The sequence below is a fragment of the Kribbella sp. NPDC020701 genome (assembly GCF_055562215.1).
This window is the reverse complement of sequence record NZ_JBVHFT010000003.1, coordinates 513,984-531,270: the sequence shown is the minus strand read 5'-3', so window position 1 is coordinate 531,270 and position 17,287 is coordinate 513,984. Positions and strand designations below refer to the sequence as shown.

Genomic DNA, 17,287 nt, shown 5'->3' with positions numbered 1-17,287 from the left:
CTAAGGATTGTTCAACAATCCTGCAAGAGGGTTGCTCCACCAAACTTTCACTGACTGGCCTGATTGCGGGATGATGCGGAGATGAGCACCGGTGAGGCCGACGACACGCCCCGGCAGGCGTGGTTGCGGTCGGTTGCCGCCGATGTCGCGCGGCTGGACCGCAGCAGTTCGGCCGAGCGGGCCGCGGACATCCTGCGCCGCAGCATCACCGAAGGTGCGCTGCCCCCGGGTGCCCAGCTATCCGAGATCGAGCTGACCGAGGTGCTGGAGGTCAGCCGCAACACGTTGCGCGAAGCCTTCCGGCTGCTCACCCACGAAGGGCTGCTGGTCTACAAGCTGCATCGCGGCGTGTTCGTCCCCGAGTTGGACGAGCGGGACGTGGTCGACCTGTACCGCCTCCGCCGGGTGCTCGAGGTCGACGTCGTCCGTGGTCTGGTGGACCGGGATCCGGAGCTGCCGGCGAGCCGGCTCGAGCCACTGCAGGACGATGTCGAAGCCGCAGAGGCGGCCGCGCTCGCGGAGCGCTGGCCGGCCGTCGGGACGGCGAACATGCGGTTCCACGAGCACCTGATCGGTCTGGCCGACAGTACCCGAATGGATGCGATGACCGGGCGGCTGCTGGCCGAGTTGCGGCTTGTCTTCCAGGTGATCGCGACGCCGCGTGAGTTGCACGAGCCGTACATCACGCGGAACCGTGAGCTGTTCGAGCTGCTCGATGCGCGCAAGTACGACGAGGCGGCGGCTGACCTGCATCAGTACCTGGTCGACTCTGAGCGCGGTCTGCTGGAGGCGTTCCGGGCCAGTTGATCCACGAGATTCCTTAAGGGCTTGCGCCGCCCCCCGCGGACCTGAGTTGATGAACTGTGACCGTCAGCTGCAAAGGGGAGCTCAGCTCATGACCGACGACCGGACCGAAGAGACGCCGAAGTCCTACCGCCCCATCGACGCCAAAGGTTTCCGGGAGTTCATCTCGCGTGGCTGGGGGCCCGTGGACCGGTCGGTGACGCTGCCGGAGGGGCTGGCCGAGGCCGCCGCCGCGCACCGGCGGAAGCTCTCCGCCGCGCTGCCGGGCCGGCGGATCGCGCTCGCGGCCGGGCGGGCGCCGGTGCGCTCGAACGACACCGACTTCCAGTTCCGCGCCGACAGCGACTTCGTCTGGCTGACCGGCTGCCAGGCCGAAGGCGCCGTACTCGTGCTGTCGGCCGATGGTGAAGCGACGCTGTACCTGCGGGAGACCGCAGGGCCGGACGAGGCGGACTTCTTCGCCAACGCGCGCGACGGCGAGCTGTGGATCGGCCCGGTGCCGGGGCTCAAGGACTGGTCGGACGCGCTGCAGATCGCGTGCCGTCCGATCGAGGAGCTGCCGGCGGCCGTGCGTGGCGCGGTCCCGTTCATGCTGTCGACGCCTGGCGTCGAGCCGATGCTGGATGCGTTGGTCCGGACCTCGCCGACCGACGGGAACTCGCTGCGCCAGACGCTGGCCGAGCTGCGCCGGATCAAGGACGACTGGGAGCTGGACCAGCTGCGCGAGGCCGTCGCGGCCAGCGTGCTCGCCTTCGGCGATGTCGCCCGCGAGCTGCCCGAGGCGATCCGGGGCGGCGGCGAGCGGTGGCTGCAGGGCACCTTCGACCGGCGCGCGCGGACCGCGGGCAACGGCGTCGGGTACGCCTCGATCGTTGCGGCTGGCAACCACGCGCCGGTGCTGCACTGGGTCCGCAACGACGGCCCGGTGAACGAGGGCGATGTGATCCTGCTGGACGCGGGCGTCGAGACGCGCACGCTCTACACCGCCGACGTGACCCGGACCTTCCCGGCCACCGGTGAGTACACCGCCGCCCAGCGGCAGGTGCACGACCTCGTGCACAAGGCGCAACTCGCGTCCCTGGAGGCCGTCAAGGTGGGAGCGCCGTACCGTGCCTTCCAGTACGAGGCTCTGCGCGTGCTGGCCGAAGGCCTGAAGGACTGGGGTCTGCTGGACGACGTGTCGATCGACGAGCTGCTCGGCCCGGACGGGCAGCAGCACCGGCGGTACATCGTCTGCGGGACGGGCCACTACATCGGCCTCGACGTGCACGACTGCGACGCGTCCCGGCCGGAGGCGTACTTCGCCGGCACCATCGAGGCGGGCATGGCGCTCGCGGTCGAGCCGGGGCTGTACTTCCACCCGAACGACGAGACCGTGCCGCCGGAGCTGCGCGGGATCGGCATCCGGATCGAGGACAACGTCGTCGTGCACTCCGACCGGCTGGAGATCCTCACCGAGGACCTGCCGATCACGACCGACGGCCTCGAGCGGTGGACCCGGTCGCACCTCGACGGCCGGTGACCGCGCGCTGACGGAAAATTAACCCGTCACAAGCAGTAACACCGATGCCCCCTGCTCCGATGTAGCGAGCGGGGGAGGGTCGAGCTCGGCCCGGCGCGTGGCAGTGGGGGGCCGCGTCCATGCGCCGGGGCCGAGGCGGCCGAACTGGGGCCATGGGGGACCCAGGATCCCTGGGCACGGGGAGTAGTCATCATGAATCTGCGGGTGCGAGTAGTCCACTACGGAGATCAGCACTGGTACGCCGACATCGACGATGCCGACGATCCGCAACCCGACGATCCGTTCTGGTACGTCGACCATTGCCGATCGCAGACGCAGGCACTCGAGACCGCTTGCGCCGAACTCCGCATGCTGTCGAGCCGGCTGGTCCATGGTGATCACCTCGACCGCGTGCTGGACGTGATCGGCGTACCGGTCTGAGGTCACATCGACACCGGGGCCGGTGCTAGTTGGGAGCGCCGGCCCCGGGTCTTCCTCAACCCACCGGTGGTACGGCGGGACAGCTGGTAGCGCGCTTCGGCACCTGACGCGAGACCAGGTAGGCGTCGATCGTCGACTGCATGCAGGGACTCGAGTTGTAGCTTCCGTGTCCCCAGCCCTCGTACGTCAGGAGTACGCCGTACCTCCCGAGCTGGCGCTCCACGCTCTGGGCCCAGTTGTAGCCGGTGGCCGGGTCGTGGATCGCGTTGGCCAGCAGGACCGGGGTCTTCAGGTCGCGGACCTTCAGCGTGTGCTGCGGATTGTTCGCCTTCGGTGCGCCGAGGCAGTTCGTGACGGCCATCAGCTGGCCCGGGTACCTCATGTCCGGGTTGTTCCGGCCGACGCGGTCGACGAGGCCGGCGAACTCGCGGTAGTTCCGCACCGGCAGGTTCCAGTCCTGGCAGAACGGCGCCAGCGTGTTGTTCACCAGCCCGGTCGGCACTGAGGCCTGTTTGCTCTCATCGAGTGTCTTCAGGGTGTCCGCCAGCTTGCGCCATTCCGGGTCGTAGAGCAGCCGGAACACCTGGAAGCTCAGCTTGAACGGATCGGTGGAGACCTTCAGCAGGTCTGCCCAGAGTGCGCGGATGTCGCGGCCGTGCAGCGCACAGGTCGTTGCCTGGTCGCACCATTTCACGAACTCGTCGAACGAGTCCTGCACCGGCGCCGCCTGCTCGTCGAGGAACGTGCGTGCGGTCGGGGAGCTGTGGTCGAGCACGCTCTCCAGAACGACTGCGCGCGTACGACGCGGGTAGGTCTCGGCGTACTGCGCGCCGAGCATCGTCCCGTACGACGAGCCGTGGAACGAGATCTGCGATTCGCCGAGTGCCTTCCGGATGGCGTCCATGTCGCGCACCGACTGCCAGGTGTCGATGTGGTCGTAGAGCGGTCCGGTGTGCTCGCGGCAGTCGGCGGCCAGCGTGCGGTTGTAGCGGACGGTCGCGTCGAAGTCGGCCTGGCTCTTCATCAACGGCGACGGCTGCTGGGACAGCAGGGCGGCGGAGCACAGCACCGGGTTGCTGCGGGCGATCCCGCGCGGGTCGAAGCTGACGATGTCGAAGCGATCCTGCAGCGTCGGGCTGAACCGGCTGATGCCGGTCTTGATCCGGTCGACGCCGGAGTCACCGGGACCACCCGGGCCGAACACCAGCACGCCGACACGCTCGCTCGGGGACTTCGCCGTACGGCGGGCGATCGCGAGGCCGAACGTCGGTCCGCCGGGGTCGCGCCAGTCGACTGGCACCCGCAGGGTCGCGCACTGCGAGCCCTTCACCTCGGCCGGGTCGTCCTTGCCTTCGGGCTTGCAGTCCGACCACTGCACTCCCGCCGGCCTGGGTACGGCGGCCGACGCCGGAAGCGTCGCGAGGCCGGCCGCCGTCAGTCCCAGGACCACACCCCACGCGGTGGTCCTGAGAAGCTCTCTCGATCTCATCAAGGAAATCTCCTGTGTCTGGGGAAGCTTCCTCGATCCTCGGCAACCGTTTGCTCGGCCGCATCGGGGACGAGCCCCCGGCGGACCCCGGGTGCGGCTTGGGGGACTTGTTAGGGTCGGTCGCTGATGACTACCAAGCACGCGGTGTGGTTCCGGACGGTGGCGATCGCCGAGGCGATCTCGTGGACCGGATTGCTGATCGGAATGCTGTTCAAGTACGTGCTGTCCGACAACGAGATCGGGGTGAAGATCTTCGGCCCGATCCACGGCGGCATCTTCGTCGTCTACGTGGTCACAGTGCTGATCGTGCGCGGGCCGTTGCGGTGGTCGTGGCCGGTGACGCTGGCCGCGCTGGCGGCGAGTGTTCCCCCGCTGTTCACCTGGTTCTTCGAGATCTGGGCCGTGCGGACCGGCCGGATTGACGTTGCCGGTCGGAGCGCCGTACCGTCCACACCGTCAGTCAATTCAACAGCCGCATGAACCCGTGCGGGAGAGACCTGGGCGTGACCCAGGCGCCGTAGGAGCAACTCTCCCCAAGAATCTCTCAGGCACCTTCACCGCACGGGCGAGGCATCTCTGGAAGGCAACGGCCTGACAGAGCGGGGAGGACACCAAACGGTCAACGGCGACCGGAAGGAACCTCCACACGATGGCGATCAGCGTCTTCGATCTGTTCAGCATCGGGATCGGCCCTTCGAGCTCCCACACCGTGGGCCCGATGCGCGCCGCCCGTACGTTCGCGCTCGGTCTGGCCGACGCCGGCCTGCTGGCCGCGACGGCAACCGTCGAGGCGCAGCTCTTCGGTTCGCTCGGTGCGACCGGGCACGGTCACGGTAGTAACAAGGCGGTCCTGCTCGGGCTCGAAGGCGAGGACCCCGAGACCGTCGTCACGCACGCTGTGGACGCCCGGGTCGAGACGATCCGCGAGCTCGGCCGGCTGCGGTTGGCCGGTACGCACGAGATCGCGTTCGACGAGAACACCGACCTGACCATGCACCGGCGCAAGGCGCTGCCCTACCACCCGAACGGGATGACGTTCGTGGCGCGCGGGTCCGACGGCCAGGTGCTGCGGGAACGCACGTACTACTCGGTCGGCGGCGGGTTCGTGGTCGACGAGAACGCGGCCGCGGGCGATCGGATCGTGCCGGACACGACCCCATTGAAGTATCCGTTCACCACTGGTGCGGAGTTGCTCGACCGGTGCCGGGAGTCGCAGCTGTCGATCAGCGAGGTGATGCTCGCGAACGAGCTGGCCTGGCGGACCGAGGAAGAGATCCGGGCCGGACTGCTGCACATCTGGCAGGTCATGCAGGACTGTGTCCGCGAGGGTTGTGAGACCGAGGGCATCCTGCCGGGCGGCTTGAAGGTGCCGCGCCGGGCGCGCGCGCTGTACACCAAGCTCACGCAGGATCCCTGGTCGGTCGATCCGTTGAAGGTGATGGACTGGGTCAACCTGTTCGCCCTCGCGGTGAACGAGCAGAACGCGTCCGGTGGCCGGATCGTCACCGCACCGACGAACGGTGCCGCCGGCATCATTCCCGCCGTACTGCACTACTACCGCCGGTTCGTGCCCGGTGCCAGTGAGGACGGGGCGGTCCGGTTCCTGCTCACCGCCGGCGCGATCGGCGTGCTCTACAAGGAGAACGCGTCGATCTCCGGTGCCGAGGTCGGCTGCCAGGGCGAGGTCGGGTCCGCCTGCTCGATGGCCGCGGCCGCGTTGTGCGAGGTGCTCGGTGGTACGCCGCTCCAGGTCGAGAACGCGGCCGAGATCGCGATGGAACACAACCTCGGCCTGACCTGCGACCCGGTCGGCGGGCTGGTGCAGATCCCGTGCATCGAGCGGAACGCGATGGCGTCGGTGAAGGCGATCAACGCGGCCCGGATGGCGATGCACGGCGACGGCGTCCACGTGGTCACCCTCGACAAGGTGATCAAGACGATGCGCGAGACCGGCGCGGACATGAAGATCAAGTACAAGGAGACTTCTCGCGGCGGTCTCGCCGTCAACGTCATCGAGTGCTGATCACCAGGGCACGGTTCCGTGCAGGCTCAGGTACTCCGCGGTCGGACCGTCCTGGTCGATGGTCGCGAGCCGGACGATGATGTCGGCACCCTCCTCGACGGTCTGGTAGCCGCTGCGGCCGTTGAAGTCGGTCGCGGTGTAGCCGGGGTCGACGGTGTTGATCCGCAGGCCGGGCAGCTGACGCGCGTACTGGACCGTCAGCATGTTGAGGGCCGCCTTGGAGGCGCCGTACGCCGGAGCCGGCACCCAGACGGGCACGGCGGTCGACTGAGCCTCCGGGGCGACGGCGGTCGCGATCGAGCCGAGCCCGCTGGAGACGTTCACGATGACCGGGTTGTCGCTGCGCTCGAGCAACGGCAGGAACCGGCGGATCATCCGGACCGGGCCGTACACGTTGAGGTCGAAAACCTGGTGGAAGTCATCGGCCGTGAGGTCGCGGGCCTCCTTGCGCGGGCCCGGGATGCCGGCGTTGTTGATCAGTACGTCGAGGCGGCCGGCCGCTGTCGCCAACTGCTCGGCCGCCGCGTCGACGGACTCCTCGTCGGTGACGTCGAGTGGGAGGTACTGCGCGCCGAGGTCGGAGGCAGCCTGCTTGCCGCGCTGCGGGTCACGGGCGCCGATGTAGACGGTATGTCCGGCCTCGATCAGCCGACGGGCGGTTTCGTAGCCGAGGCCCTTGTTCGCCCCGGTGATCAGTGTCGTGGTCATGTCTTCACCTTCTCGTCGCGGCTGTCGAGCAGGTAGTACCCACGGTGTCCTAGGGAATGGCAGTACCAGGCTGTCGCGGCCGGCGGACGGGATACTGGGGGTGTGAGCGAGCTGGGCCGGACACTGCACGCGTGGCGCGATCGGATGACGCCGGACGCGGTCGGTCTGCCTGCCGGCGGGAAGCGTCGCGCGCCGGGGCTGCGGCGGGAGGAACTGGCGCACCTCGCCGGGCTCTCGGTCGACTACATCGTCCGGCTCGAGCAAGGCCGCTCGGACTCGCCGTCGGTGCAGGTGCTGACCGCGCTGGCCCGGGCGCTCCGGCTGTCCGATGCCGAACGCAACCATCTGTTCGTACTCGCGGGGCAGGTGGAACCGTCACCCGGCCGGATCTCGGCGTACATCCCGCCTGGCGTGCAGCGGGTCGTCGACCAACTGGAAGGCGCACCGCTCTGCGTGTGCGACGCGGCTTGGACTGTGATCACCTGGAATCCGCTCTTCGCGGCGCTGATCGGGGACCCGTCCGAGTGGCAGGGCCGGTGGCGCAACATCCTCTGGCGGCACTACGCGGCGCCGGGGGACCGCGTGGTGCAGACGTCCGAGCAGCGGCAGAGCTTCCGGGTCGCGATGGTGACGGACCTGCGCGCATCCGTCACCCGCTATCCGCACGACCCGGAACTCGGGGTGCTGATCGACGACCTTCGCGCCGGGTACGACGACTTCGCCCAGCTCTGGGATCAGCCCGTCGTCGGCTTCCATCAGACCGAGCAGAAGACCATCAACCACCCGGACCTCGGCTCCCTCGTGGTGGACTGCGACGTACTGACGGTGCCCGGTAGCGATCTCCGTATGGTCGTCTACACGACTGCCCCGAACACCGAGGCGGCCGAGAAACTCCGCCTGCTGTCGGTCATCGGGCTCCAAGCCCTCACCTGATCAGCGCTGCGACGGCCTCCGGGTCCTCGACCTGCGCGTTGTGACCGAGACCGGTCAGGGTGACGGCCTGGTCGTGCAGGGCGTGGAGCTCGGCGTCGGTGTTCATCGGGTCTCGCTCGCCGCGAGCGAGGATCACCTCGGCCTTGCTCTCGGCGATGAGTGTCGGCATGTCCGGTGCGCCGACGCCGAAGGTGCCTGGATCCATCGCGAGTCGCCACCGGCCGTCGACCTCCAGGAGGCCGTGATCGACGACTGCGTCCGCCGGGTCGGCAAGTCCTTGCAGACCGGAGATCTTGAGGAATCGGGTCGCGGCCTCCGCGCGATCGTCGAACCAGGCGACCGGCTTCTGTGCCAAAGCGGCCGCCCGTCCCAGGTCGTCGTCGGACCAGGTCACCTTGACCCCGAGTGCGACGACCCGGCTGACGTCGACGCCGTACCGTCCATTCGCCAGCTCGAGTGCGATCACGCCACCCAGTGAATGCCCGAGTACGACGAGATCGCGCCGTACCTCCAATCTCTCCGCCACCGCCGCGGCCATTTCACCGAAGCTGTACGACGGGAGCGCGGCAGCCGTGCCGTGACCGGGGAGATCGGGGGCGAACCGCGGTTGCGGCCAGGCATCCCAGACTCGTCCGTTGGCACCGAGGCCGTGCAGCAGCACCAGAAAAGCCATGGGAGCAGGCTGACATACGAGGATCCCCAGTGCAGAGAAGTAGGCGCGCCATCAGCTAACTCGCTGCATTCCTACGGTCGCGTAGAAGGTATCGGAGTATCCAATAGTTGCGATCTAGCGTGGAATTTCTTCCAAGGGCTGTTTCAAGCGCTGGTTCAACCGATACTCTCCGGGACCGTGAAACAGTTCGCTGCCACGGCACCCGCCCGCCCGCCTTGGCAGGACCCTCGGCGCCTTCGTCAGGTCGCCACCGGTGCCGGCGTACTGCTGCTGCTGTACCTCGTCCTCGCGTTCGTCGCCTTCCTCGGCGGACCGCGGATCGGCGCGTCGTTCCTGCCGCTCCCCGGCGGCGGCCCCGACCCGGCCAGCCCGGTCGCCGGCCTCGAACCCAGTCAGCCGACGCAGAACGTCCCGGCCATCCCGCGCGGCAGCACGCCCGCCCCCGGGGCGACCCCGACCACGTCGCCGACCGCGTTGCCCACAGCAACCGTCCCCGGCGCCGGCGCCACCACCGCACCGGTCCCACCCGGCACCACCTCCTGGTCGACGGCCACCCCGGGCAACCCGACGACCCAGATCGTCGACCAGTTCGACCCCACGACCCCGGTCACCACCCAAACCCCACCCACCAGCACCACCACCGCCCCCACCAGCCGGCCCACGTCAGGCCCCACTACCGCCCCCACCAGCCAGCCCACGTCAGGCCCCACCAGCACCACCCCAACCACCCCACCCCCCACCCCCGAAGACCCCCCACCCCCAGACCACTCGTCCCTGGGCGGCCTGCTCGGCTCCCTCTTGGACAAGCTCGGCCTCTGAGCCGCATGTACGTGTGTTAGGGTTGGTACATGTCGATGAAGCGCACCAATGTCTATGCCGATCCTGAGGACCTGGCGTTGATCAAGGATGCTGCTCGCCGACGTGGTATTCCGGAGGCGGAGATCATCCGCGAGGGCATCCACCTGGCTGCGATGGCGAACCGGGTCTGGGACGAGCCACTCGATTGGCCGACCTTCGAGGGCACCGGCGAACCGGTGAGCAAGGACGAGGTCCGCGCGGAGATCGCGCGTCGTACCGACCGGTGATCATCGTCGCCGACACCTCGGGGATCATCGCGGCGTTCGACCGCAACGCACCTGAGGCGCCGTACTGCCGGCAGCTCCTGCAGGAAGCCGGGACGGTCATCCTGTCTCCGCTGGTCCTGGCCGAGGTCGACCATCTGGCTCGGGTTCGGCTGGGGGCGGAGGCTAGGTCGACGATTCTCGACCTGTTGCTGACGCAGGTGCGGCGGATGCGTTTTCAGATGCCAGACATCGGCGCCGAGACGCTTTCGACTGCCCTCGCCGTGATGAACCGGTACGCCGATCTGGACCTCGACCTGGCTGATGCGGTCAGTGTTGCCCTGGCCGCCGACTACCGCACGGACGCAGTACTCACCCTCGATCGGAGGGACTTTCGGGCGCTGCGCCCGCTCACTCCCCACAAGGCCTTTCGGTTGTTGCCTGACGACCTGTAGACCTCAGGCTGTTGCGAGGGTTGGTCAGTAGGCTTCGACCTCGGTGGTTTTGGCGTTGCCGCCGACGGTGGGTTCCAGGTTGATCTGCCAGCCCTGGTTGCGGCCGAAGGCCTGGTCGAACTTCTGGAACGAGCAGTCAGCGCCGAACTGGCGGCGGGTGGGATTCCAGTCCGTACCGCTCTTGAAGTAGACGTGGTAAGCGCCGCCGATCCGGCTGATGGTCGCGGTCTTGCCGGCCTGGATGTACATCATCACGTGCGGCGTTCTGGGCGGCTGCCCGTCGGTGACGACCGAGATCGCGACGTCTTCCGCCGTGCCGTTGGTGATCTTCAGCCGGCCGGTGCCCGCCTCGCCGTCGCGGACCAGGATCTTGCCGCTCGCGGGGCGCTCGGCCTCCGGCTCCGGTCCGGGATCGGGCAGCGTCGCGCCGAACTTGAGCTTCAGCCGCGTCAACGGCAGGATCGCGCCGCTCAGATCCGCGCGAAGCTTCCGCTGCACCTTCTGCGAGGTGTACGCGACACCACCGCAGCGCGCGTTCAGCTCGGTCTGATCGGAGTTCGACAAGGACTCGGCCGCCGCCGCGAGCCGGTCCTGCAGCACTTCGTGTACGGCGGTCAGCCGACCGCTCACCGTGAGACCGGCCAGCTGCGACGACGCCGCGGTGAGGGAGTCGGCGAGCGTGGTCATCGCGTCGGTCAGGCCCTCGGCGGTCCGCACCCGCGTGAGCGCACGCAGCTGGCCGGCCAGGCCCTTCTCGATCTTGGTCAGTTCCACCTGGTACGCCGTCGACCCGGTGACCCCGGCCGGTGGCACCGACGACGCCGGCGCCGGTGCGGCCGACGTACCGGTCGACGTACCGGTCGACACGGCCACCGGAGTCTCCTCCGGCGCGCCACTACAGCCGGCCACCCAAGCCAGCATCCCCACCGCCGCGCAGAGCGCAGCACAGCGCCTCATGTACTACCCCCAGGTCCGCCCCAACGCCCCGTGCCGCACAGGGTACAGGGGCTAGTCCCGCACAGCAGGGCGGACGAACGGAAAGGCGAGCGTCGCGCGGATGTTCTGGCCGGTGAGCATCATCAGAACCCGGTCCACGCCGATGCCGAGACCGCCGGTCGGAGGCATCGCGTATTCCAGCGCGGTCAGGAAGTCCTCGTCGAGAGACATCGCCTCCGGGTCGCCGGCGGCTGCCTTCAGCGACTGTTCGGTGAGGCGGCGGCGTTGCTCGACCGGGTCGACCAGTTCGGAGTACGCCGTACCGATCTCGGCGCCGAAGGCGACCAGGTCCCAGCGTTCGGCCAGGCGTGGTTCGGAGCGGTGGTTCCGGGTCAGCGGTGACGTCTCGAGCGGGAAGTCGGTGTAGAACGTCGGCACGGTGGTGTTCGGCTCGACGAGCTCGTCGTACAGCTCCAGGATCAGCTCACCGGCCGACATCTCGAAGGTCGTGTGTACGCCGTGCTCCGCGCAGAGCTCCCGGAGTCGATCGGCCGGGGTGTCCGGGTCGAGCGTCGTCCCCGTGGCCCGGCCGACCGCGTCGTGCACGGTGACGACCGGCCACTCACCGGAGATGTCGAGGTCGCCGTCCGGCCGGCGGACGACCGGCTTGCCGAACACCGCGGTCGCGGTCTCGATCAGCAGTTCGCGGGTGAGCTCGCGCATCACGTGATAGTCGGCATACGGCTGGTAGGCCTCGACCGAGGTGAACTCCGGGTTGTGGGTCGCGTCCGCACCCTCGTTGCGGAAGTTCCGGTTGAGTTCGAAGATCTTGCCGAGCCCGCCGACGCTGAGCCGCTTCAGGAACAGCTCCGGCGCGATCCGCAGAAACAGCTCGGTGTCGTAGGCGTTGATGTGAGTGGCGAACGGCCGCGCGTTCGCACCGCCGTGCACGGCCTGCAGCATCGGAGTCTCCACCTCGATGAAGCCGCGCGACTCGAAACCGTTGCGCAGGGCCCGGACCGCGGCGCTGCGGTGCCGCATCATCCGCAGTGAGTCCGGGTTCATCACCAGGTCGATGTGCCGCTGCCGGACCCGCGCCTCCGGATCGGTGAACCCCTTCCGCTTGTCCGGCAGGGGGTGCAGACACTTCGCGGCCATCAACCACGAGGTCGCCGCGATCGACAGCTCGCCGCGCCGGCTCGTCACCACCTCGCCGGTGACGCTGACATGGTCGCCGATGTCCACCAGCCGTCGCCACTGGTCGAGGGGTACCTCGCCACACGCATCGGCCGTCAGCATCACCTGCAGCTGGGCCGGCCCGTCCTGCAGTTGCGCGAACGCCAGGCCGCCGTGGTTCCGCATCCGCATCACCCGGCCGGTCACGGACACCGTCTCGCCGGTGTGGTGATCGGGTGGCAGGTTGTCGTGCAGTTCGCGGACCCGCTCCAGCGTCTCCGTCCGCGGCACCCCGACCGGGTACGGATCGATGCCAGCGGCAACGAGCTCGGCGAGCTTGATCCGGCGGATCCGTTCCTGCTCGGTGAGCTTGCGATCGGGCAGCGCCGGCCGCAGCAGCTCATCTTCCAGTTGACGTACGGCGGACGCGAAGTGACCACCGTCGGCCGCCATGATCGCGTGCCGATCGGCCGTTTCGGCACTGTCCACCCGCGTCCACGGCCGAGGCGCGGGCAGGAATCCTTCCGCGGTCCCGGCCGCCAGCAGCACGTGGGCGAGCGACGCCCCGCGGGAGTAGCAGATCAGCCTCGGCGACCAACGCGGCAAGTACTTCTCGTTCGACTGGTAGAGACTCTCCAGTTGCCAGAACCGCGAAGCTGCCGTGAGTAGTGCGCTGGTCAGGCGCAGCACCGGCCCGGCGCCGACCCGCTCGGCATCGCTGAAGATCTCCCGGAACATGGCGAAGTTCAGCGAGATGCGGTGCAGCCCGAGATCGCCGCAGGCGTCCACGAGCGAGGTCACCATGAACTCCATCAACCCGTTCACGGACTCCGGATCGCGCCGCATCAGGTCCAGCGAGACACCCCGGACACCCCACGGCACGAACGACAGCAGCCCACGAACGACCCCGTCCGCGTCGCGCGCGATCACCATCACGCATCGCGCGTCGGCCGGATCGCCGAGCCGCCCGAGCGCCATCGAGAACCCACGCTCGGTCCGCGCCCCACGCCATTTCTCGGCGAGATGCACGTACTCCGTCAGAACCTGCGCAGACAGGTCACCGGCCCGGACGACCTCCGCGTGGTAGCCGGCGCGCTGGACCCGGGTGACCGCCTGCCGGACCGGCCGCATCGTCCGGCCCTCGAGCGTGAAGTCGGCGACATCGATGATCGCCTCATCGCCCATTGACAATGCGCGCAGGCCGGCATCGACGTACGCGTGGGCGGCCTCCTCGCTCGCCGAGAGAACAGCCGGCGACCAGCCGTACGTACGAGCCTCGGCCAGCCAGCGTTCGATCGCGGCCGGCCAGGAAGCCGGATCACCCAATGGATCACCACTGGCCAGGCTGACCCCGTTGACCACTCGGTAGGCGATCGCGGCGTCGTTGCCGGGGGCGAAGACGACCGCCTTGTCCCGGCGGGTGGCGAAGTACCCGAGGGAGTCCCGCTCGCCATGCAGCAGGAGAAGGCGCCGTACTTCGAGCTCCTCGGGCTGGGTCAGGTAGCGGACCCGGCGGACCGAGCGAAGGAAGATCCAGAACGCGATCACCAGTGAGGCGGCCGAGATCGCGCCGACCGACAGCCCGATCCAGCCGTGGCCCTCGTGCCCGCCCATCTTGCTGCGGGACTGCCCGAGCGCGGCGATCACGGCCCAGCCGATCTTCTGCCGCTGACCGCTCAGCGTCCGGGGGAAGACCTGGGTCAGCGTGATGCTGACCGCGATCGAGATCAGCAGGCCGAGGACGAGCGCGCCGATCGCGAGCCGCCGCGTCCCGGGCGCGAGCCGGGCCGGGAAGGCGGCGCGGATGTTCCACAGCAGCACGATGATCGCGGCCACCACGATCACCTGGACGATGCCCCACTCGAGGTCCTGGACGCTGGCCGGTCCGAAGTCCCGGAGCAGTTCGGCGTCGTTGGGGTTGGCCAGCCGGACGCTGGTGAACGCGATCCCTGCGATCTGCGCGAGCAGCCACAGCGCCTGGAAGACCCACAGCACCCAGAGCAGCGCCGCCCGCTTGCCCCGCAGCAGCGCGCTGCCGACGACGGCCAGGTAGACAGCGGAGAAGAACGTGTGCCCGGCCGGAATGCCGAAGAAGTCGAACGCCATGTCGACGCGTTTCACGTACGCCGGGGCGAAAACGTGCAGCGGGATCGCCACGAACGACCACACGGAGGCAACCACGACGACGCGGCCCACCCAGACCGCGGCGCGATGCTTCCACGCGGGGATCACTTCCTGCTGTTCCGGCCGCACCAAGCGATCATCCCACTTGTTCATCCCGACTTCGGTCGACCTAGGTCTACCTCGACGGTATAGCTGACGCCACAGTCAATACTTTGGTTGACGTGCCAGGCTTGCCGGTGTGAGAGCCGCAGCCGTCGCCGTCCCGTATCGCCTGCTGCGCAACGTGATGATCGCCGCCGGCGTGCTCTACTGCAGCCTGCTGCTGGAGGCGGCGGCCGGATTCCCGCTGGACGTTCATCAGTCGTTTCTCAGCGAACTCGGCGCCCGGGACCAGGCCACCAGCCCGTACGCACGGGCGATGGATCTCGGTGCGGGCGTTCTGCTCTTGATCGCGGCGATCCTCGGCCGGGGCGCCGCGCGGATGCACCGGGACCTGGACGGATTGCTGATCAGTGCGGCAGTTTTCGGCGCCGGCACGCTGTTCGACTCCTTCTCCCCGATGGACTGCGCGCCCTCGGTGAGAGCGGCGTGCCGGGCGGCCGAGGCCAACGGTCAGGCCGGCGCCGCGCTCGTACTGCACGAGGTCACTTCCACCGTGGCCGGTCTCGGCAGCATTGCCATGGGCATCTTCGCGGTGCTGGTGCTGCGGCGCCTCGGCTGGGGTGGTGTGTGGGGCCGGGTGGTCGCCGTACCGGCTACTGGAGTCGCGGTGACGCAGACGTGGCTCGGGATCGAGACCGGGGTCGAGGTGCTCACCGGCGACGATCTGCATGCGCCGGGCATCCTCCAGCGCGTCTCGGTGCTGCTGGTCTGCTTAATGTTGGCGACAGTGCTCCCTGGTCTCAGGCAGGCTTTCCCTCGATGACCGTGATCTGGATCGTGCTGCCCGGCCTGGCCGAGACTCCCGAGGAGTTCGCCCGGGTCGTCGACCTGTTGCCGGGGGAGGACCTCCGCGTCATCGATCCCTGGCGTACGCCGATCACCTCCGACGTCGACGAGCTCCGGACGGCGACCGGCGTACCGGCGGAAGCGGAGATCGGTCTGGTCGGGCACTCGATCGGTGGGCTGGCGGCGTTGCGTTGGGCCCTGACCCGGCCGCTCGAGGTGACCAGGCTCGTGCTCGTCGACACCAGCCTGACCTCGGAGACCGGGTTGCGGTGGCTCTACCCGGGGACGCGTGGTGACCGGGCGGTGCGGGCGTTCCTGCGGTTCCTCGGGCGGATCGGCGGACCGCAGGTGCTCGGTCCGACGCTGCGGCGGCTGTTCGTCCGGATCGGCAGCGTGACCAATCACGACCTGTTGTCGAAGGCAACCGCCAGGGCCCGGTACGGCGTGGCGTCGTCCTGGCTGCTGTTCTGGGACGACCTGGCGAGCAGCTGGGAGCTGGCAGCCGAGGTCGCCAAGCTGGTCGCCGCGCCGGTCGGTGCGGTCGCGCCGCCGGTACTGCTGGTCGCGACCGGCGGCAGCTCACGGTTCACCGCGAACCGCTGGCTCGCGGGCCAGCGACGACTGGCCGGCCCGCTGCGCGGCACGGTCGAGGTGCTGCCGGACTCGGCCCACCTCGTCCACCTGGACCGACCGGACGCCATCGCCTCGGCCGTCCGGACGACTAGGTAGTGCTCGTGAGGGCGGGGGTCGGGAGCTTGCGCTGCCAGACCTCGTCGAGGGCCATCCGCATCGCACCGGTGACCACGGCGTCCTCAGCCAGGGCGGACAGCTCCAGCTTCGGGTGGTTGAGCGTCAGCAGCCGCAGCTGGTCCGAGATGGCGTCCAGCAGTACCGCACCCGCCCGGGCCACACCGCCACCGATCACCACGGCAGTCGGGTCCAGCACCAGTACGGCGGGGGCCAGAGCGCGGGCGAAGTCGCCGGCAACCTTCTGTACGACGGCCTGAGCCACCGGGTCACGCTCTGCCGCGGCCGCGAACACATCTGCCGTGTCGAGCTGCTCTCCGCCCAGCTCGGCCAGACGGGACTGTGGGTTGTCCAGTGCGGCCTGGCGGCCGAGTGCTGCGATCGCCTCCGAGCCGACCGCGCGTTCCAGCGGGCCCCGGCTGTCCTCGGGGTTGATGACGTCGTCCGGGGCGGTGGCGATGAAGCCGATCTCACCGGCCGCTCCGGTGCCGCGGTGCAGGCGGCCGTCGATGACGATGCCGGCTCCGAGCCGCTCACCCCACTGGACGGCCAGCAGTGTGCCCGTGCCGCCACGAGCGGCCGCGATGGCCAGTGCGGCCAGGTTGGCGTCGTTGTCGAGCATGACCGGGCAGTCGAGCAGTCCGCGGACATGCTTGATCAGGTCGACCGCGGACCAGCCCGGCACACTCGGGACCAGCTGCACCCGGCCGGTGTGCTCGTCCACGATGCCCGGGCTGGCGGCGACGGCGGCTGCGATGTCCTCGGCCGGCACTTCGGCCTCCCCGAGCGCCTCGGTGATCACCTCGCTGATGACCCCGAGCAACTGCTGCGCGGTCCAGCCGGGACCGGAGCGCCGTACCAGGGCGAGCTTGCGGCCCGCGAGGTCGGAGACACCCACGGTCACCCGGTGCGGGCCGACGTCCAGGCCGAGCACCGGTGCCGCACGTCCGCGGAGTGAGACGCGGATGGCCGGGCGACCGAGTGAACGGTCGGCCGAATCCGGGCCGTGCTGCTGCAGCCAGCCCGCGTCCAGCAGCTCGTCGACAGCCTGGGCGACGGTCGGTCTGGCCAGGCCAGTCCGTTCGACCAGTTCGGCGACGCGCAGCGGTGCGGGCGCGGACCGTCGTACCGCGTCCAGGACCGCAGCCACGTTGATCCGCCGCAGCATCGTCGTACCGCCGCCGCCGACCGTTCCCTTGCTCATGTCCGACCCCTTGCCTGCCACCCGCCCAGTATAGATAGCGAGCGTTCATAAATTACGTGTGATC

At 69.0% G+C, this 17,287-nt stretch carries 17 protein-coding genes and 1 riboswitch; of the genes, 11 read left to right on the top strand and 6 right to left on the bottom strand.

Annotated features, from left to right (window positions below; all coding sequences use genetic code 11):
* Nucleotides 1–81 precede the first annotated feature (81 nt).
* From ACZ3HV_RS09690 to ACZ3HV_RS09680, 3 genes are all read left to right on the top strand, one after another.
* Nucleotides 82–807: a GntR family transcriptional regulator gene (locus ACZ3HV_RS09690; RefSeq protein ID WP_465682631.1), complete on the top strand. Its 726-nt coding sequence runs from the start codon at nucleotides 82–84 to the stop codon at nucleotides 805–807.
* 88 nt (nucleotides 808–895) lie between these two features.
* Nucleotides 896–2,326: an aminopeptidase P family protein gene (locus ACZ3HV_RS09685; RefSeq protein ID WP_465682629.1), complete on the top strand. Its 1,431-nt coding sequence runs from the start codon at nucleotides 896–898 to the stop codon at nucleotides 2,324–2,326.
* A 192-nt stretch (nucleotides 2,327–2,518) separates the two neighbouring features.
* A complete protein-coding gene (locus ACZ3HV_RS09680) occupies nucleotides 2,519–2,746 on the top strand; it encodes a hypothetical protein (RefSeq protein WP_465682627.1) in 228 nt (75 codons plus the stop codon).
* A gap of 55 nt (nucleotides 2,747–2,801) precedes the next feature.
* Here ACZ3HV_RS09680 and ACZ3HV_RS09675 read toward each other — a convergent pair whose 3' ends face one another.
* Entirely contained in the window at nucleotides 2,802–4,235 is a 1,434-nt protein-coding gene (locus tag ACZ3HV_RS09675) for an alpha/beta hydrolase (protein WP_465682625.1), read from the bottom strand.
* A gap of 126 nt (nucleotides 4,236–4,361) precedes the next feature.
* Between ACZ3HV_RS09675 and ACZ3HV_RS09670 the strand changes: the two genes are divergently transcribed.
* Both ACZ3HV_RS09670 and ACZ3HV_RS09665 read left to right on the top strand, forming a co-directional pair.
* Complete coding sequence (locus ACZ3HV_RS09670) at nucleotides 4,362–4,715, top strand: DUF3817 domain-containing protein (protein WP_360374178.1); 354 nt, start codon at nucleotides 4,362–4,364, stop codon at nucleotides 4,713–4,715.
* Nucleotides 4,713–4,805: riboswitch (glycine riboswitch) on the top strand. Its footprint overlaps the gene before it by 3 nt.
* A gap of 79 nt (nucleotides 4,806–4,884) precedes the next feature.
* Nucleotides 4,885–6,258 (top strand): L-serine ammonia-lyase, encoded by a 1,374-nt coding sequence (locus tag ACZ3HV_RS09665; protein WP_465682623.1) that lies wholly within the window; start codon nucleotides 4,885–4,887, stop codon nucleotides 6,256–6,258.
* Here the strand turns inward: ACZ3HV_RS09665 and ACZ3HV_RS09660 are convergent, their stop codons facing one another.
* Nucleotides 6,259–6,966: an SDR family NAD(P)-dependent oxidoreductase gene (locus tag ACZ3HV_RS09660; protein ID WP_465682621.1), complete on the bottom strand. Its 708-nt coding sequence runs from the start codon at nucleotides 6,964–6,966 to the stop codon at nucleotides 6,259–6,261. It lies immediately after the preceding gene.
* 102 nt (nucleotides 6,967–7,068) lie between these two features.
* Here ACZ3HV_RS09660 and ACZ3HV_RS09655 point away from each other — a divergent pair, with 102 nt between their 5' ends.
* Complete coding sequence (locus tag ACZ3HV_RS09655) at nucleotides 7,069–7,899, top strand: helix-turn-helix transcriptional regulator (protein WP_465682619.1); 831 nt, start codon at nucleotides 7,069–7,071, stop codon at nucleotides 7,897–7,899.
* Here ACZ3HV_RS09655 and ACZ3HV_RS09650 read toward each other — a convergent pair.
* Nucleotides 7,892–8,572 carry an alpha/beta fold hydrolase gene (locus ACZ3HV_RS09650; RefSeq protein WP_465682617.1) on the bottom strand — a complete coding sequence of 227 codons (681 nt, stop codon included), beginning with the start codon at nucleotides 8,570–8,572 and terminating at the stop codon, nucleotides 7,892–7,894. The genes ACZ3HV_RS09655 and ACZ3HV_RS09650 overlap by 8 nt on opposite strands.
* A 177-nt stretch (nucleotides 8,573–8,749) precedes the next feature.
* Here ACZ3HV_RS09650 and ACZ3HV_RS09645 point away from each other — a divergent pair, with 177 nt between their 5' ends.
* Genes ACZ3HV_RS09645 through ACZ3HV_RS09635 form a run of 3 tightly spaced genes read left to right on the top strand, consistent with a single transcriptional unit; the run spans nucleotide 8,750 to nucleotide 10,088 of the window.
* Entirely contained in the window at nucleotides 8,750–9,391 is a 642-nt protein-coding gene (locus tag ACZ3HV_RS09645) for a hypothetical protein (protein WP_465682615.1), read from the top strand.
* Nucleotides 9,392–9,420: 29 nt separating this feature from the next.
* Nucleotides 9,421–9,657 carry a ribbon-helix-helix domain-containing protein gene (locus ACZ3HV_RS09640; protein WP_465682613.1) on the top strand — a complete coding sequence of 79 codons (237 nt, stop codon included), beginning with the start codon at nucleotides 9,421–9,423 and terminating at the stop codon, nucleotides 9,655–9,657.
* A complete protein-coding gene (locus ACZ3HV_RS09635) occupies nucleotides 9,654–10,088 on the top strand; it encodes a PIN domain-containing protein (RefSeq protein WP_465682611.1) in 435 nt (144 codons plus the stop codon). The genes ACZ3HV_RS09640 and ACZ3HV_RS09635 overlap by 4 nt, the downstream gene beginning before the upstream one ends.
* Nucleotides 10,089–10,112: 24 nt before the next feature.
* Here the strand turns inward: ACZ3HV_RS09635 and ACZ3HV_RS09630 are convergent, their stop codons facing one another.
* On the bottom strand, nucleotides 10,113–10,961 hold the full coding sequence (locus ACZ3HV_RS09630; protein ID WP_465682609.1) for a hypothetical protein: 849 nt from the start codon (nucleotides 10,959–10,961) through the stop codon (nucleotides 10,113–10,115).
* Between the two features lie 135 nt (nucleotides 10,962–11,096).
* On the bottom strand, nucleotides 11,097–14,453 hold the full coding sequence (gene lysX, locus ACZ3HV_RS09625) for a bifunctional lysylphosphatidylglycerol synthetase/lysine--tRNA ligase LysX (protein WP_465682607.1): 3,357 nt from the start codon (nucleotides 14,451–14,453) through the stop codon (nucleotides 11,097–11,099).
* 109 nt (nucleotides 14,454–14,562) lie between these two features.
* On the opposite strand from lysX, the gene ACZ3HV_RS09620 reads away from it, so the two are divergent.
* Together ACZ3HV_RS09620 and ACZ3HV_RS09615 are read left to right on the top strand one after the other, a co-directional pair.
* Nucleotides 14,563–15,249 (top strand): DUF998 domain-containing protein, encoded by a 687-nt coding sequence (locus ACZ3HV_RS09620; RefSeq protein ID WP_465682605.1) that lies wholly within the window; start codon nucleotides 14,563–14,565, stop codon nucleotides 15,247–15,249.
* The gene (locus tag ACZ3HV_RS09615; protein ID WP_465682603.1) at nucleotides 15,246–16,001 is read left to right on the top strand and encodes an alpha/beta fold hydrolase; all 756 of its coding nucleotides are present in this window, start codon (nucleotides 15,246–15,248) and stop codon (nucleotides 15,999–16,001) included. Before ACZ3HV_RS09620 ends, ACZ3HV_RS09615 begins: the two co-directional genes overlap by 4 nt.
* Here ACZ3HV_RS09615 and ACZ3HV_RS09610 read toward each other — a convergent pair.
* Nucleotides 15,994–17,223 (bottom strand): ROK family transcriptional regulator, encoded by a 1,230-nt coding sequence (locus ACZ3HV_RS09610; protein ID WP_465682601.1) that lies wholly within the window; start codon nucleotides 17,221–17,223, stop codon nucleotides 15,994–15,996. The genes ACZ3HV_RS09615 and ACZ3HV_RS09610 overlap by 8 nt on opposite strands.
* Nucleotides 17,224–17,287: the final 64 nt, after the last annotated feature.

Coding starts and splice junctions, on each gene's coding strand:
- ACZ3HV_RS09690 (WP_465682631.1), top strand. CDS start 82: ATGAGCACCGGTGAGGCCGACGACACGCCCCGGCAGGCGTGGTTGCGG.
- ACZ3HV_RS09685 (WP_465682629.1), top strand. CDS start 896: ATGACCGACGACCGGACCGAAGAGACGCCGAAGTCCTACCGCCCCATC.
- ACZ3HV_RS09680 (WP_465682627.1), top strand. CDS start 2,519: ATGAATCTGCGGGTGCGAGTAGTCCACTACGGAGATCAGCACTGGTAC.
- ACZ3HV_RS09675 (WP_465682625.1), bottom strand. CDS start 4,235: ATGAGATCGAGAGAGCTTCTCAGGACCACCGCGTGGGGTGTGGTCCTG.
- ACZ3HV_RS09670 (WP_360374178.1), top strand. CDS start 4,362: ATGACTACCAAGCACGCGGTGTGGTTCCGGACGGTGGCGATCGCCGAG.
- ACZ3HV_RS09665 (WP_465682623.1), top strand. CDS start 4,885: ATGGCGATCAGCGTCTTCGATCTGTTCAGCATCGGGATCGGCCCTTCG.
- ACZ3HV_RS09660 (WP_465682621.1), bottom strand. CDS start 6,966: ATGACCACGACACTGATCACCGGGGCGAACAAGGGCCTCGGCTACGAA.
- ACZ3HV_RS09650 (WP_465682617.1), bottom strand. CDS start 8,572: ATGGCTTTTCTGGTGCTGCTGCACGGCCTCGGTGCCAACGGACGAGTC.
- ACZ3HV_RS09640 (WP_465682613.1), top strand. CDS start 9,421: ATGTCGATGAAGCGCACCAATGTCTATGCCGATCCTGAGGACCTGGCG.
- ACZ3HV_RS09615 (WP_465682603.1), top strand. CDS start 15,246: ATGACCGTGATCTGGATCGTGCTGCCCGGCCTGGCCGAGACTCCCGAG.
- ACZ3HV_RS09610 (WP_465682601.1), bottom strand. CDS start 17,223: ATGAGCAAGGGAACGGTCGGCGGCGGCGGTACGACGATGCTGCGGCGG.